A 14,027-nucleotide genomic window follows, 5' to 3' on the forward strand; every position below is an offset into this window, starting at 1 on the left:
GTCAGAGCCTTTCGGTTGTCGTTTTGGCAATCTCGCTGCCGAGGTTTTCATTCAGAAGCGCCCGCGCCTCGGCCAGACGCGAGAGCGCGGCGGTATCATCCGCATCGCTCTCGGCCGCTTCGGCGAGCCGGTCGTCAGAGAGGGGGTCAGTCGGGCGCCCATCCACGAGCACCTCATAGTGCAGGTTCGGACCTGTCGCCGTGCCAGTCGCGCCGACGCGGCCGATCACGTCTCCCGCCGCAACGCGTTGGCCTTGTGCCAAGTCTTCCGGCACGGCGCTCAGATGCGCGTAGCGCGTCATGGTGTCGGAGCCGTGCAAGATTTCGACCACGCGACCATATCCGCCGCGCCAGCCGATGAAATTGACCCGCCCCGGTGCCGTCGCTTGAACCGGTGTCCCACGTGCCGCTGCAAAATCGACGCCGGTGTGCATCCGGACGTTGCCAAAGACCGGATGCGTGCGGCGTCCGAACACCGAGCTGAGGCGCGCGCCCTCGACCGGCTGTGCAAAGACGCGCAGCACCTCGCCATCGACGTAGATCGTCGCCTGACCGCTGCCGTCGTCCGGCCATACGATCTCGTAAAGCGAACCGCCGATCTCCAGTGCGGCGAAGGCGAGTTCGGGCTGTCCGATCCTGTCCTCGCCGACCCGCGCCTCACGCCAGAGAAGCCTTAGTGTTTCGCCGCCGGACATCTCGCGGCGGAAATCCACGGTCCCACCCAGCATCTGCGCAAGGTCCACGGAAAAACGGGCGGGTATGCCGGCTTCGTCGAGTGCCGCGAAGATCGAGCTGTCGATTACGGCTTCGCCGGCAAGGGTTACGATCTCCGGATCCGGAGCCACGACCTGTGTGGACAACTGCTCGCCGAAAACCACCTCGATCCGAACCCCGTCCTCGACGGCGAGTGAGACGGTGCGGGGGCTGCCGTCCATGGTCGAAGCAACAGTGACCGAGTGCCCCGGCCGCAGCCGTCGCAGATCGTATTCCGCGCCAAGCGCGAGGGCAACTTCGGCTCTGTCAGGTGCCGCAAGTCCAGCTTCGGACAGCAAGAAATCGAGCGTCTCGCCAGCTGCAACGTCGCGCGACCATGTCGACAGCGGTGGCTCGATCGCCCGTACCGGCCTGTCGGCAACAGCGACCTGCAGAAGGGGCAGCGGGCTGAGATTGTGTGCATCGTCTGCCCATGCCGTCACGGGCAGCGTCACGGGAATGTCAACGTTCTGGGGGACTTCAGGACGTTGGGGCATCCAGCTACCTGCCTGGACAAGTTCCGGCGGCACGGGTTCTTTCGACAAAAGATCGAAGATGGCGATAGCCGCACCCGAAACCGTCCCCGCAATTGCAACACAAGCCGCCAAAGTTCTGAGCCTCATGTCGCCCCCTCCGTTTCTTCTTCCAGCGCGCGGCGAATTTTCGGCACCGCGAATTCTCTGGGTTCGTGATAGTCGATCATGGTGACGAACCGCCCAGAGGCTGCGAACAGGAAGACGCTCGCGGTGTGGTTCATCGTGTAATCGCCGCTTTCCGTCGGCACCCGCACGTAGGTGGCGCGGAAGCCGTCCGCGACGCGCGCGATCTGCTCTTCCGGTCCCGTCCAGCCGCGGATCGCCGGATGGAAGTAGCCGACATATTCGGCCATCGTTTCGACAGTGTCGCGCTCGGGATCGACCGTGATGAAAACCACGTTCATCTCGTCGGCCTCGTCTCCCAGATCGTCGAGCCATCCCGAAATGTCCGATAGCGTGGTCGGGCAGACATCGGGACAGTAGGTGAAGCCAAAGAACGCCATCGTCGGTCGCCCGATGAGGGTTTCCGGCCCGACCACGTTGCCCTCATGATCCGTCAGACGGAAATCCATCGCGGTCAGAGCCACTGGCCGCTGCCCGATAGGCTCAGGTCCACCGGGGCCATCGACCTGCCACCAACCGACGAAGAGCATCAGGGCGACCGCCCCGGCACCAGCCGCGCCGTACCCCAGGATCGCCCGTCGCTGCATCAGTCCTCTGGCCCCCGCGCGGCGATGCTGAGGATCGGAACCTCGACCGTCACTTCGCCCCCGTCGTCGAAAAGCAGTGTCAGCGGAAAGGTGTCCCCTTCCGTCATTGGTTCTTGCAGCCGCATCAGCATTGCGTGAAGGCCCCCCGGTTCGAGCGCGATGCTCTCGCCCGGGGCGATCACGATCTCCCCCGCCGGGCTCATGGAGCTCACACCTTCGGCATTGGTCTTCGTCTCGTGAATTTCGGGCATCATCGCGAGCGGTGTTGCAAGGCCGATCAGCGTCACCGGCTCGTCGCCGGTGTTGCTTATCGTCATGTATGCGGCCCCGGGGCGGTTCATCCCGATAGAGGCGCGGGACCACGCGTTCTCGACGACAACATCCTCGGGTCCGGCCAGCGCGGGCACTGAGAGCCCTCCTAGGGTCAAAAGCGCAGTCAATGTGCCGGTCAAAATATGCTTTTTCATCGTTTTGATCCTGCCCTTTCCATTCATTTTTGCGCGGAAGCGACTTCGGCAGCCACCAATCGCCGCAGTTCTGCCTCCCCGAACGGATCGAGCGGCTTGCCGTTCACGAAGAATGTGGGCGTCTGGCGAATTCCCACGGTCTCTACATCGGCACGATCCTGATTCAGGATCGCCACTACACCCGGTGCCAGCATTTGGCTGCGCGCGGCCTCGGCATCGAGCCCGGCCGTGGCGGCGACCTGTAGGATTAGGCCGGGCGCCGGGGCACCGTGCGACGCCCATCTCGGCTGTTCCCGCAGAACGGCCTCGAGCACCGGCACGTAAACGTCCTGCATGCGCGCCGCCTCGAGCACGCGGATGGCTTCCTCGGATGCCGCGCCGTGGAAGGGCGTGTAGCGGATCACGACGCGGACAGCTTCCCCATGCTCGGCCATGATGTCCTTCACGATGGGATGAAATGCGCGACAGGCCTCGCAGGCCGGATCGAAGAATTCGACGATCGTGACGGGCGCATCCGCAGGCCCGAGGATGGGCGAGTAGGGGCGGATCATCGCCTCCGCAAGTTCCGGAGCAACGGGCTCCGCTTCGGCCACTGGGCCGGGGCGGTTTGCAAACCAGGTGGCTCCGCCGAAACCGGCGGCGCCGAGGGCAAGAACGGACAGGATCAGGCCGCGTCGATTCATGTTCGTGTGTCCTTTAATGAAAGGGCCGACAGCGCCCCGATCAGCGCGAAGGCGGCGAGCGCCATCAGCGGGATAGGGATGCCGAAGACCAGTTGGTTGTCATCGGTGCAAGAGGGGCCGGTGGCCGTGCAGGGCAGGACGCGTTCGGGAACAAGACCGACGTACAGCCCCATGTGCCAGAGGGCGATTGCGCCGCCGCCAAGCGCCAATGCGATGCCGTAGCGCCCCACGCGGCCGTCCCGCCACCAAAGGCCGAGCCCGAGGACAATGGCCAAGGGGAACATGAAGGCGCGCTGGAACCAGCACAGCACACAGGGCGTCTGCCCCAGCACCTCGCCGATGAAAAGCACGGCAAGCGAGGCGACGAGCGCGATGATCCACGCCAGCCCGAGGGCTGTTTCTCCGGACATACGGTTCATGTCGGTCAGATCCTCTCTTCCAGATCGGCGAGGATCTCTTCGGCGGAGGTGCCGTAGGGCCACGAGTCGGCGAAGCCCGCGTCGGGATCGAAGAGGAACAGATGCGACGTGTGGCCCATCGTGTAACCATCCGGCGCCGCAGCCTCTTCGACGCGTTCGAAGAAGATCGGAAAGGTCTCGGATGTGGCGGCGATCTGTTCCGGCGTGCCGGTCAGCCCGATGAAGCCCGCATCGAACAGCGGGACGTATTCGGCGAGTGCTGCGGGCGTGTCTCGTTCAGGGTCGATTGTTATGAAAATCGGCTGGACCTTGGCGGCATCGTCGCCCAGACCGTCCATCACCGCCGCGACCTCGGATAGGGTCGTCGGGCAGACGTCGGGGCAGTTGGTAAAGCCGAAAAAAACCAGCATCCAGCGCCCCGCAAAGTCCTCCTCGGTTCGAACCATACCCTGGTGGTCCGTCAGTTCGAACTCAGCGAAAAAAGGCGGTTCGGCGTCGGTTCGGGCGCTATCGGCACGATAATCGGACCAGAGCAAAAGCCATACGAAAGCAAGCGCTGCCACGCCTGCCAAAACCCAAAGAAACTTCTGTGCCGATGTAAGGGACAATCCTGTTCGCCTGATTTTGATTCTTATTGCCTGTGCGGATACATCCTCTAGCCGCTAGAGGTTCAAGCACGAAATCATGGTATAGCTTGAACTCACGCGTCTGTGAAACCGACACTTGTTTATTCCGACGGCAAAACCTACACAAACTGTATCTTTTTCATGGAGGCGAAAATGCTCACGATCGGTACTCTGTCAAAGAAGACTGGCACGAAGGTGCAGACCATCCGGTACTACGAACAGATTGGGCTCATGCCCGAACCTGGCAGGACCGAAGGCGGGCAGAGGCGCTACGACAATGCACAGCTCGACCGGCTGTCCTTCATCCGCCATTCGCGACAACTCGGTTTCTCGCTCGATGCGATCCGCGAGCTGCTCGACCTCAGCGACCATCCCAACCGGCCCTGTGATGAGGCTGATGCCATCGCGCGTCGCCAGCTCAAACAGGTGGAGCAGCGCATGGCCCGCCTGAAGGCGCTGCGCACGGAACTGAAACGCATGGTTCACGAATGCAGCGGCGGGCGGACGGGAGATTGCAAGGTGCTTGAGGTGTTGCGGGACCATTCGGAATGCTTGACCGAACACGAGGAAATCGGGGCCTGAAGGAATTCAGCCAACATTCCGGCTGGAACGCAGATCAGCCGCAGAAGTTAATGTGTCGTACAACACAAGCTGGAACCACAAAATGGCCGCTAGACAAGATTCAATGGAGAGACGGACGCTTTGGATCGTTCTGGCGCTCAATATCGGTTTGGCCGTGGCTTTTTTCGCAACAGGCGCCTTCGGCGACTCAAGTGCCCTGATCGCCAACGGGCTCGATAACCTCTCCGACAGCTTCGTCTACGCGATCAGCCTTTTCGCTTTGTCCCGATCCGCCAAATGGAAACGCGGGGCGGCGAACGTTTCCGGCGGGCTGCTGATCCTGTTCGCTGCAGGCATCCTCTACGATGCGTGGCGCCGCTACATCGGTGGGTCAGATCCGCTCGGGACGATCATGATTGCAATGGCCCTGATCGCGGCGGCTATCAACGCAGTCTGCGTTTGGCTGCTCGCTAAGCTCAAAAATCCAAACGTCAATATCCGCGCGGCCAACACCTTCAGTTACAACGATTTCGCCGCGAACCTCGGGATCGTCGTGGCCGGTGGCCTCGTCGCTTGGCTAGGAACCAACTGGCCGGACCTTGTCGTCGGTGTGATCGTCGCCGGGATCGCGGCCTGGGGCGGTATCGACATCCTGCGCGACGCACACGGCGAACACCACAAAGCGGTTCACACGGACAAATAGTTGCGGGAGATTCTTTCTGAAAGAAAGGATTGAAGCTATAGTGACTATAGCAATTAGTCTTGTTCCAAGACGATTCGAGGAGCGACCCGTTGCAGATGATCGACCCCCTACTTGTACCCACCAAACTACTGGATTTTGATGCCGCGCCTCTTGCGCGTCTAATTGAGAACCGCAGCTGGCGCGGCTTATCCGAATACGATCGGATCGGAGCTGCCTATGATTTCGTTCGGAATGAAATCGCGTTCGGATACAATCGAGCTGACGACATCCCCGCATCCGAAGTGCTTTCCGACGGCTATGGGCAGTGCAATACCAAAGGCACGCTCTTGATGGCGCTGCTGCGTGGTGTCGGCATTCGTTGCCGGTTGCATGGGTTTACGATCCACAAAGGCTTGCAGCGCGGTGTTGTCCCTGAGCTGGTGTATCCGCTTGCTCCGCAGGAAATTCTCCACTCATGGGTCGAGATCGAATTTCAAGGTGCCTGGATCAACCTTGAAGGCTTCATCCTGGATGACGCTTTCCTCGATGTCCTGCAAACGTCATTCTCGGACACAGAAAGTCTCTGCGGTTATGGCGCGGGCACGGATTGCCTTGGCGCGCCTCCCGTCGCCTGGAACGGAGAAGATACCTACATTCAGAAAACCGGCATCGTGCAGGATTTCGGCGTGTTTGATACGCCGGACGCCTTCTATTTTTCCCATGAGCAATCCTTTGGATGGCTGCGTGGTGCCCTTTACCGTCATATCATACGCCACTGGATGAATGCGCGCGTTCGTGGTTTCCGCAGCGACCGCCTCAAGACTGACCGACGCGCGACACACGCGCATGAGGAGCCTGCCAATGCCACATGACCACGGGCACGCGCATATCGATCCGGATTCTGGCGATCGGCGGGTTGCCATCGCGATCTGGGCGAACGGGCTTCTTACCGTTGCGCAAATCGTCGGGGGCATATTGTCGGGCAGCCTGGCACTGATCGCCGATGCGCTGCACAACTTTTCCGATATGGCCTCGCTTGTCATTGCCTTTGCCGCACGCAAGATCGCGCGCCGCCCGGCCGATGAGCGCATGACCTTCGGCTATGGCCGGGTCGAAATCGTCGCGGCCCTGATCAACTACACCACCCTCATCGTGATCGGCTTCTATCTGATCTACGAAGGTGGCATGCGCATGATTGATCCACCCGAAGTCATGGGGTGGACCGTAGTCATTCTCGGTGGAATCGCGCTTGTGGTCGACACGCTGACCGCAATGCTTACCTATTCGATGCAGAAGGGGAGCGTGAACATCCGTGCGCTTTTTCTCCACAACCTTTCGGATGCGTTGGCTTCAGTGGCCGTCATAGTCGGCGGGACGCTCATAATACTCTATGATATGCGTTGGGTTGATCCGGCCATCACTATCGGCATCGCGCTCTACATCCTGTATCTGTCCTTCACCGAAATAGGGGGCCCAATTCGAACCCTGATGCTTGGGAGCCCACCAGGTATTGATGGAAATGACGTGGTCAGAGCGATCCAGTGTGTCGATGGCGTTGTGGACGTGCATCATGTCCACCTGTGGCAAATGCAGGAGCACGCCGCGGCATTGGACTGCCATATTGTCGTCGAACGCGAACGGATGGGTGAGGCCGACAAGATTAAAGAAAACGTCAAATCGGTGCTGCATGAACGTTTCTCAATCGAGCATTCCACGCTTGAATTCGAAGCGAGCGACAATGCGCATCAGGAGGCGCAGGTGTTCGGACACCGCTCATGACGATTGCCCAAGGCATACTAGTGGTCGTTGGCCTGCTATCCGGTCTGGTTTTGATTGGTGCGCTCCTTTGGTCGATCGCCCGCCCGTCCAAGCGCATCTGGCCTCCAAACAGAGAGCATTCAGTCATACCAAACATTGCATGGGGACTCACATTGGCCGTGTTTGGGGCGGTGATCGGTTTGGGCATCTTGGATTGGAAATCCGCTTCTATGGCCAACGCACTCCGTTGGGCGGTCGGGCCGTTCTTGATCGCAACCGGAAATCTGATTGTCTGGTGGGGGGCATTCAGCATTGGACTGAAAGCCACCAGCGGTGCGAAAGACGAGCTGATCACTTCGGGTCTCTACCGTTTCTCTCGGCATCCGCAGTACCTTGCCGACATGGCCATCCTGGTAGGTTTTGGTCTTCTCTTCGCCTCATCTTGGGTTTGGCCTATCGTCATCGTTGGAGTTGCCGCGCTGGCCCTTGCCCCGCTCGCGGAAGAGCCATGGCTGCATGAACAATACGGCTCCAAGTATCGCGATTATTGCGCTGAAACGCGTCGATACCTGTAAACTCGCTGCCTCACGAGAACGTCATCGTTTTTCAGTTGAACCTCTAGCTACTAGAGGTCGTATCCGTCAGCCAACAAAAGAGTGAGGCGAGGCATATGACAAAAACACTGAAAACACGACGCCAGTTCGTTTCGACAACTATGATCGGACTTCTGGCAGCACCTTCCCTTCTCCGTGCTCAGGAGCAGGAGCCCTCGGCGGTACGCAGAAATATTTCGTCCTTTAGTGTGGATCTCTGGCAAGACCACTTCGATAACCTTCAGCACGGTGCAATTTTGTGCGACATCGACTCGCGTGCAGTCCAGTATTGGTCGGAAGACGAAAGTGTCTACAAACTCTATCCGTCGAGTGTCCCTGCCTCGGAAGAGTTGACCCGCCGAGGATATACAGAGGTTATAAGGAAGGTGGAGGGGCCGAGTTGGCGGCCCACTCCATCAATGAAAGAGCGTAACCCCGAATGGCCTGACTATTGGCCGCCGGGTCCTGACAACCCGCTTGGAACACACGCACTTTATCTGTCGTGGCAGTATTACCGGGTGCACGGAACCGGTGACACGCGCAAGATCGGTCGGCAATCATCAAACGGCTGTATTGGACTGTACAACGAGCACATTGCTGAACTTTTTGCTCTGGCAGAAGTGGGAACTCAGGTCAGGATTTTCTGAAAGCCAAGGAAAGCTGGCTAATACTTCCATTTTTAACATAAACTTCATTATGCGTCTTTATACTTGTAGCCGCAAAGCTAAAATGTCACCCGTGAGCAATTCAGGAATGTCACTCTGCCCTCAAAAGACTGAGGGAGATCGGGCATGGGATGGGTGGTGATGAGCGAGCGCGAGCTGAACCGCGTGGAAGTACTGGCGCAGGTCGATGACGGACGGCTGAGCGTCGAGAATGCGGCGAACGTTCTGGACCTGACACGCCGGCAGGTTTTCCGGCTGTTGAAGCGCTATCGCCGGGACGGCGCCGCGGCGATCCGGCACAAGGCGCGCGGCAAGCCTCCGAACAACCGGATTCACAAGGCCAAGCGCGACTACGCCTTGTCGCTGATCAAGGAAAGCTATGCGGATTTCGGCCCGACCCTGGCGGCGGAGATGCTGGCCGAACATCACGGGTTCAAGGTTTCCCGCGAGACGGTGCGCAAGTGGATGCAGGAAGACGGCCTCTGGCTCTCGCGCAAACAGCGCCGGACGTTTCATCAGCCGCGCCTGCGCCGGGAGTGCTATGGCGAGCTGATCCAGATCGACGGTTCTGATCACCGCTGGTTCGAAGACCGAGGCGATCCCTGCACCCTCCTCGTCTTCATCGACGACGCCACGAGTACATTGATGGAACTGCGGTTCGTGACCTCCGAGAGCACGTTCAGCTACTTCGAGGCGCTGGAGAGCTATCTCCTGAAGCATGGCCGTCCGGTGGCCTTCTACAGCGACAAGCACTCCGTGTTTCGTGTTGCCAGGCCAAGTGGATACATGTCCGGCCTGACCCAGTTCGGCCGCGCACTGAGCGAGCTGAACATCGAGATTCTCTGCGCGAACTCGAGTCAGGCCAAGGGCCGCGTCGAACGCGCGAACCGCACACTTCAGGACCGGCTGGTGAAGGAACTGCGCATCGCGGGCGTCTCGTCCCTGGAGGATGGCAACAGGTTTCTGGAAGGTTTCGTTGAGCGCTACAACGGCAAATTCGCGAAGGTCCCGGCCCGGGCGGACAACCTGCACCGCGCACTCAACATCGAGCCGGATCGCCTAACGGAAGTCTTCTGTCTGCGCGACAAACGTCATGTTACCAAGGACCTGACGCTGAAGTACGCCCACAAGCGCATCCGGCTGGAGGTAAACGATCTCACGCGCGGCCTGGTCGGCAAATACGTCGACACGTTCGAGTTCCCCGACGGGCGCATCCAGGTCCGGCACAAGGGCATCGCCCTGCCCTTTACCGTCTTCGACCCGCACCAGAGGCGCGTCACCCATACGGCAATCACCGAGAACAAGCACCTCCGCGCGGTCCTCGCCCATATCAAGGCCGAGCAGGACAAGGCGGCCGCCACGCCGGAGGTCAAACCGACGAGCGCCCGCAACGGCTACCGCAAGACAGGACGTCGCAACGACGGCTGGAACTCCCTCGCCGCCCGCCGTGCCAAGGACATCCGCAAAGCCAGCCAGGGCTGCGATATCTGAGGTCTCCGCCCTGTCAGGCTTTGCTCCCGTCACGCCCTTTGGTGACACTTCTGCTTTGCAGACCCGGTGACAATTCTACTTGGTTGCAACAATACTTAGTGTTGCGATAGTATATTATCGTATGTATGCTGAACTCCTATCACGGAGGCTCCACAGCATGCGCCATTTACTCAAGAAGCTCCTCCCCTCGGTCGCAGTCGCTTTGACCGTGACAGGTTTTTCGCTGCCGGTACCCGCCCGCGCGCAGACATACCCGATCGATTGCGCGATCCTCCTGTGCCTGTCTGGCGGCTGGCCTGCTTCCGTCCCTTGCGCCCGATCCCGCGCCGAATTCATCCGGCGGATTACGCCTTGGCCGGTGGAACCCCCACTGCAAATCTGGCGCTGTCCCATGGGCGCGTCCTATGAGAGCGATCGGCAATCAAACAATGCTGACCGCATCATTCAAGCCTTGTACCGGACCGACAGCCGTCGACCGCTCCAATCCTTGCCAGTAGATAATCTCGTTCCCACAGATTTCACCCTGCGGCTTGTTCAGGACCGCGCGGACATCGATATCAGCGGGCCAGAGTTCAATTTCGTTCGGTCCATCCGCGTCTTCGATGTACGGTATGCACGACAGCACGATTCCGGGCGCGATGGGGATTGTAACCGAAGCGCGACCGTGGTCCTCGGCACCTACGGGACCCAAGGCGATTTCTCATGGCAGCGATCTTCCATAACTGCCCTGCCCGAGGCCCATGTGGGACTTGAACGTTGGGGCCAGAATTGCCCGGGTATCTATCACCGATCTGTCTTCGTCGATTGGCGTGACTATGAGGGCAACTACGGCTTCGAACAGGTGAACTACTAGCGCTGACAAAGACAGCTTTGCCATCATGCTACGAGAATTTGAGCGTTCTGAGTTGCTCAAATACCGGCCCTTCGCTGCTTTCGGTGCGTATGTCCGGAGAGCGGACAAAGCGCCATTTTGCTGCGGCTGCGCAAATGGCTGCTTTAGGCCTGGCGCACCAATAGAACATTGCAGCAGGACACGTCGGTTAATCCGTATAGCTTCGGCAGGCATCGACCCCTACGGCTGTCGAGGCAAGTAGTTGATCTGCGTCGCGGATGAGATCAGCGATCCGCCTGTCCGCAAGGCGATACCGGACGAACCGACCTTCGTTCCTGCGACTGACCAGACCGCAATCCAAAAGGCAGCGCAGATGGTTCGAGACATTGGGCTGACCAAGCCCTGTTTGGGTAACGATTTCCTGCACGCTGCGTTCGTCCGACAGTAGCGCATCGAGGATCGCAAGACGGCTGGGGTCGCCGAGACCCCGGAAGAGCTTTGCCCGCGGCTCAAGGGTGTCAGCTGCCGAAAGATCGTCTTGAATGTTTTGCAATGTCATATCATTATCCACTGATACGTTAGCGGCGACTTCTTTCGCACGCTACCTTCAAGAGGATCGCATATGAGCCGAGCAGATAACACCACATTGCCTACAACGTCTTTGCCGATCCGGATGCGGGTGCATGGCATGGACTGCGCCAAGGATGCCGCCGAGATCGAACGGGCCGCTCGGTCTGCGGGCGTGGCTGAAGGCGATGTGAAGGTGTCTGCCGCAACCCATGTCATGACATTGCGGATCGCCGAAGACGACTTGCCGAAAGTGCGTCCAGCACTGGACGCAACCGGCTATGGCTTTGAGCTGATCAAGAGCGGGGATACATCGTCCGATCCGGCTTACAAAGACCCGAGCTATCGCCGCGCGCTCTGGATCGTGGTCCTGCTCAATCTCGGCTACGGGGTGATCGAGATGTTCGGCGGGTTCCTGTCCGGATCGCAAGCTTTGAAAGCAGATGCCCTGGATTTTTTGGGCGACGGCGCAATCACCTTTCTGGGCCTGCTCGCTATCGGTTGGAGTCTGACATGGCGGGCGCGGTCGGCGATGATCCAGGGCGTGTTCTTGGGATTTCTGGGGCTTGGCGTTGTCGGCAGCACAATCTGGCGTGTCCTGAATCAGACGACACCAGAGGCCGGGTTAATGGGAGCCTTCGCCGTGGGCGCGCTGATCGTAAACATTCTTGCGGTGCTGCCGCTGCTAAAACACCGCAAGGGCGACGCCAACATGCGGGCCGTATGGCTGTTCTCCCGGAACGACGCCATCGGCAACCTCGCCGTGGTGATCGCTGCCGGACTGGTCGCCTGGCTCGGCAGTGCCTGGCCTGACCTCATCGTTGCTTTCGCCATCGCAGGGCTGTTCCTGCATTCGTCATGGATGATCATCCGGGATGCGCGGAGTGATCTGTCAGAAACCGAGTGATCTGGCGGAAAAGCTGACGTGCGAACCGGAAACCGACATTCGCCACTGCGCAGCGAGTCCGGAACTTTGGGGCTCCTTCGAGACCTTCGCTGCCATCTACTCCAATGACCGGTACGCTCGCAGACCCTTTCCATCAATATGAACTGGCGGCAGCCTGAGAAGCCTATCCACTGTCACTTTTTCCGATCCGCGTGAGCGCATCGAAGTCGATTTCCTGCTTCTGTTCCGCACCCAGATCTGGCCGGATTTCCGATACCGGCTGAGGCCCATGGACGTCCCACATCACCGCATGTGAGCCTGTACTCCAGCGATAAACCCAACCAACAACACTGCACCCATCGGTCCCGATCAGATTGGCGATCGCGACGCCCTCACCCCTATCATCGTTCACTGTTTACTGACTTCCTGCACTGTGGCGCTGCGAATTGCGGCGTGGGGTTGCAGAGCGTTCACTACGACCGCGCGCCGGGCTTCTTTGATGTTGGCTAACTGGTCCTCAAGGAGGGAATGATCATCAGACCGGGAAAATGGGTTTCCGTGTTCTCAACAATTCATTGGCTTCAAATCCTGTGGTCGGGCTCCGTGGCGGCTTCAACGATCGCCAGAAGCTGGAACGGATCAAAGCCGATGGCACGCGCCAAAACGACCAGTTCGACAACGTCGACCCGGCGCTGACCGCTTTCAAGACGGGCAATAAGGGATTGGTGGCATCTGAGCCTATCCGCCAAGTCTTTCTGGCCGAGGCCCGCTTTGATGCGCGCGTCGACCAACGCCTGGCAGAGTGCCACTTGCCCTTTGCTTCTGATTGTCTTTGCCACGCGTCACATACCTTTTGTGACGTCGCTAGCGGATGAAATCTGTTATCTAAAAAGTAGATATATGAGGGTGTTATCGGCGTCTGGTTTCCATGGGCTGCAAGTCTGATGCTCCCGAGGTTGCCCATCAATCCCCTACCAATTGCAGAAATCGGCCATAGTCCTCGCTGACTTCGCGCGCTTCCTCGAAGGCGCGGGCGCGCTCGCTGTCGAGGCAACGGAAGTAGCTCTGGATATCCTGGATGTAGTCTTCGAAATCGCCACGGATGATGTCCGCATAGTCCCGCGCCGCCTGCGAATCGCTTGGCAGGAAAGGACGGGCCGGGGCGAAGCAGGATTCCGCCAAAACCGGCCCGGGAACGCAGATTAGAAGGACCATAGCTTGCAATGGGAGCAGGCATGTCAACCTTGGGTTTCTCAAACCTGTTATCTCCTTGATCGCAGACACTGGCCGTGACTAGTGTTTGCGTGACCAAACTACAGCTAAAGCACGATATTACATCTTGCGGTTGATAGTATACTATCGTAACTCTGGGCTTCAAGTGGGAATGCCTGGGGTCGCGCCATTGGAGAAAGCGTGAGCCGGGCCATGAACTGGGACATCGAAGCACCAAATGTGGTTACGGAAGCCAGGTTCCGCGAGCTCGTGGAAAGCGGCTATAGCGCAGAAATCCTGTGCCAGGAGTCGGCACATAAGAAAGGCCCCAGCTATTACGGGGTCTGGATCATGCGCGTTGTCTCTGATGACGGGGTGGAAAAGCTCCTGGTCACCGCCCGCACGCGGACGACCTACAACGATATCAAGATCCGCGAGTTCAAGACGATCTCCGGCGTGGTGTCTTTCTTCATTGGCCTTGGTTTTGCGCATGTCGACCTGCCGCTTGAGGCGGGGACAAGCCGTACGCACAAGCTTGCGCCGCCAGACAAAGCCCCATCAGACAAGGGCGCTGGCAGCTAACCTCG

The 14,027-nt window shown here is 59.3% G+C and carries 19 protein-coding genes; 10 read left to right on the plus strand and 9 right to left on the minus strand.

What is annotated here, in order from left to right; genetic code table 11:
* Nucleotide 1 precedes the first annotated feature (1 nt).
* From CLV77_RS15650 to CLV77_RS15675, 6 genes are read right to left on the minus strand one after another with little or no spacing between them, the layout of a single operon-like run.
* Complete coding sequence (locus CLV77_RS15650; protein WP_043772535.1) at nt 2-1,375, minus strand: M23 family metallopeptidase; 1,374 nt, start codon at nt 1,373-1,375, stop codon at nt 2-4.
* Nucleotides 1,372-1,998 (minus strand): SCO family protein, encoded by a 627-nt coding sequence (locus tag CLV77_RS15655; RefSeq protein WP_076981269.1) that lies wholly within the window; start codon nt 1,996-1,998, stop codon nt 1,372-1,374. Before CLV77_RS15655 ends, CLV77_RS15650 begins: the two co-directional genes overlap by 4 nt.
* Complete coding sequence (locus tag CLV77_RS15660) at nt 1,998-2,465, minus strand: copper chaperone PCu(A)C (protein WP_076981270.1); 468 nt, start codon at nt 2,463-2,465, stop codon at nt 1,998-2,000. The genes CLV77_RS15655 and CLV77_RS15660 overlap by 1 nt, the downstream gene beginning before the upstream one ends.
* A 23-nt stretch (nt 2,466-2,488) precedes the next feature.
* Nucleotides 2,489-3,148: a DsbA family protein gene (locus tag CLV77_RS15665; protein ID WP_076981271.1), complete on the minus strand. Its 660-nt coding sequence runs from the start codon at nt 3,146-3,148 to the stop codon at nt 2,489-2,491.
* Nucleotides 3,145-3,567: a disulfide bond formation protein B gene (locus tag CLV77_RS15670; RefSeq protein WP_076981272.1), complete on the minus strand. Its 423-nt coding sequence runs from the start codon at nt 3,565-3,567 to the stop codon at nt 3,145-3,147. Before CLV77_RS15670 ends, CLV77_RS15665 begins: the two co-directional genes overlap by 4 nt.
* 5 nt (nt 3,568-3,572) lie before the next feature.
* Complete coding sequence (locus tag CLV77_RS15675; protein ID WP_076367366.1) at nt 3,573-4,139, minus strand: SCO family protein; 567 nt, start codon at nt 4,137-4,139, stop codon at nt 3,573-3,575.
* A gap of 207 nt (nt 4,140-4,346) precedes the next feature.
* Between CLV77_RS15675 and CLV77_RS15680 the strand changes: the two genes are divergently transcribed.
* From CLV77_RS15680 to CLV77_RS15715, 8 genes are all read left to right on the plus strand, one after another.
* Nucleotides 4,347-4,775: a MerR family transcriptional regulator gene (locus CLV77_RS15680; protein WP_013959865.1), complete on the plus strand. Its 429-nt coding sequence runs from the start codon at nt 4,347-4,349 to the stop codon at nt 4,773-4,775.
* 103 nt (nt 4,776-4,878) lie between these two features.
* On the plus strand, nt 4,879-5,457 hold the full coding sequence (locus CLV77_RS15685; protein WP_009573601.1) for a cation efflux transmembrane domain-containing protein: 579 nt from the start codon (nt 4,879-4,881) through the stop codon (nt 5,455-5,457).
* A gap of 95 nt (nt 5,458-5,552) precedes the next feature.
* On the plus strand, nt 5,553-6,308 hold the full coding sequence (locus CLV77_RS15690) for a transglutaminase-like domain-containing protein (protein ID WP_071167460.1): 756 nt from the start codon (nt 5,553-5,555) through the stop codon (nt 6,306-6,308).
* Entirely contained in the window at nt 6,298-7,215 is a 918-nt protein-coding gene (locus tag CLV77_RS15695) for a cation diffusion facilitator family transporter (protein WP_076367364.1), read from the plus strand. Before CLV77_RS15690 ends, CLV77_RS15695 begins: the two co-directional genes overlap by 11 nt.
* Nucleotides 7,212-7,769 (plus strand): methyltransferase family protein, encoded by a 558-nt coding sequence (locus CLV77_RS15700; protein WP_076367362.1) that lies wholly within the window; start codon nt 7,212-7,214, stop codon nt 7,767-7,769. The genes CLV77_RS15695 and CLV77_RS15700 overlap by 4 nt, the downstream gene beginning before the upstream one ends.
* Nucleotides 7,770-7,909: 140 nt before the next feature.
* The gene (locus CLV77_RS15705) at nt 7,910-8,434 is read left to right on the plus strand and encodes a L,D-transpeptidase (RefSeq protein ID WP_235816322.1); all 525 of its coding nucleotides are present in this window, start codon (nt 7,910-7,912) and stop codon (nt 8,432-8,434) included.
* Between the two features lie 144 nt (nt 8,435-8,578).
* A complete protein-coding gene (locus tag CLV77_RS15710; protein WP_076981273.1) occupies nt 8,579-9,943 on the plus strand; it encodes an ISNCY family transposase in 1,365 nt (454 codons plus the stop codon).
* 157 nt (nt 9,944-10,100) lie between these two features.
* The gene (locus CLV77_RS15715; RefSeq protein WP_233128158.1) at nt 10,101-10,796 is read left to right on the plus strand and encodes a hypothetical protein; all 696 of its coding nucleotides are present in this window, start codon (nt 10,101-10,103) and stop codon (nt 10,794-10,796) included.
* A 187-nt stretch (nt 10,797-10,983) separates the two neighbouring features.
* On the opposite strand, the gene CLV77_RS15720 is transcribed toward CLV77_RS15715, so the two are convergent.
* Nucleotides 10,984-11,334: an ArsR/SmtB family transcription factor gene (locus CLV77_RS15720; protein WP_014132722.1), complete on the minus strand. Its 351-nt coding sequence runs from the start codon at nt 11,332-11,334 to the stop codon at nt 10,984-10,986.
* Between the two features lie 63 nt (nt 11,335-11,397).
* Between CLV77_RS15720 and CLV77_RS15725 the strand changes: the two genes are divergently transcribed.
* Nucleotides 11,398-12,249: a cation diffusion facilitator family transporter gene (locus CLV77_RS15725; RefSeq protein WP_038068544.1), complete on the plus strand. Its 852-nt coding sequence runs from the start codon at nt 11,398-11,400 to the stop codon at nt 12,247-12,249.
* Nucleotides 12,250-12,809: 560 nt separating this feature from the next.
* Here the strand turns inward: CLV77_RS15725 and CLV77_RS15735 are convergent.
* Nucleotides 12,810-13,067: a helix-turn-helix domain-containing protein gene (locus CLV77_RS15735; RefSeq protein WP_040610014.1), complete on the minus strand. Its 258-nt coding sequence runs from the start codon at nt 13,065-13,067 to the stop codon at nt 12,810-12,812.
* 124 nt (nt 13,068-13,191) lie between these two features.
* On the minus strand, nt 13,192-13,443 hold the full coding sequence (locus CLV77_RS15740; RefSeq protein ID WP_076981275.1) for a hypothetical protein: 252 nt from the start codon (nt 13,441-13,443) through the stop codon (nt 13,192-13,194).
* Between the two features lie 210 nt (nt 13,444-13,653).
* Between CLV77_RS15740 and CLV77_RS15745 the strand changes: the two genes are divergently transcribed.
* Nucleotides 13,654-14,022, plus strand: a complete 369-nt coding sequence (locus CLV77_RS15745) for a hypothetical protein (protein WP_009807505.1) — start codon at nt 13,654-13,656, stop codon at nt 14,020-14,022.
* The last annotated feature ends 5 nt before the right edge of the window (nt 14,023-14,027 follow it).

The organism is Brevirhabdus pacifica (assembly GCF_002797755.1).
GTDB classification, from domain to species: Bacteria; Pseudomonadota; Alphaproteobacteria; order Rhodobacterales; family Rhodobacteraceae; genus Brevirhabdus; species Brevirhabdus pacifica.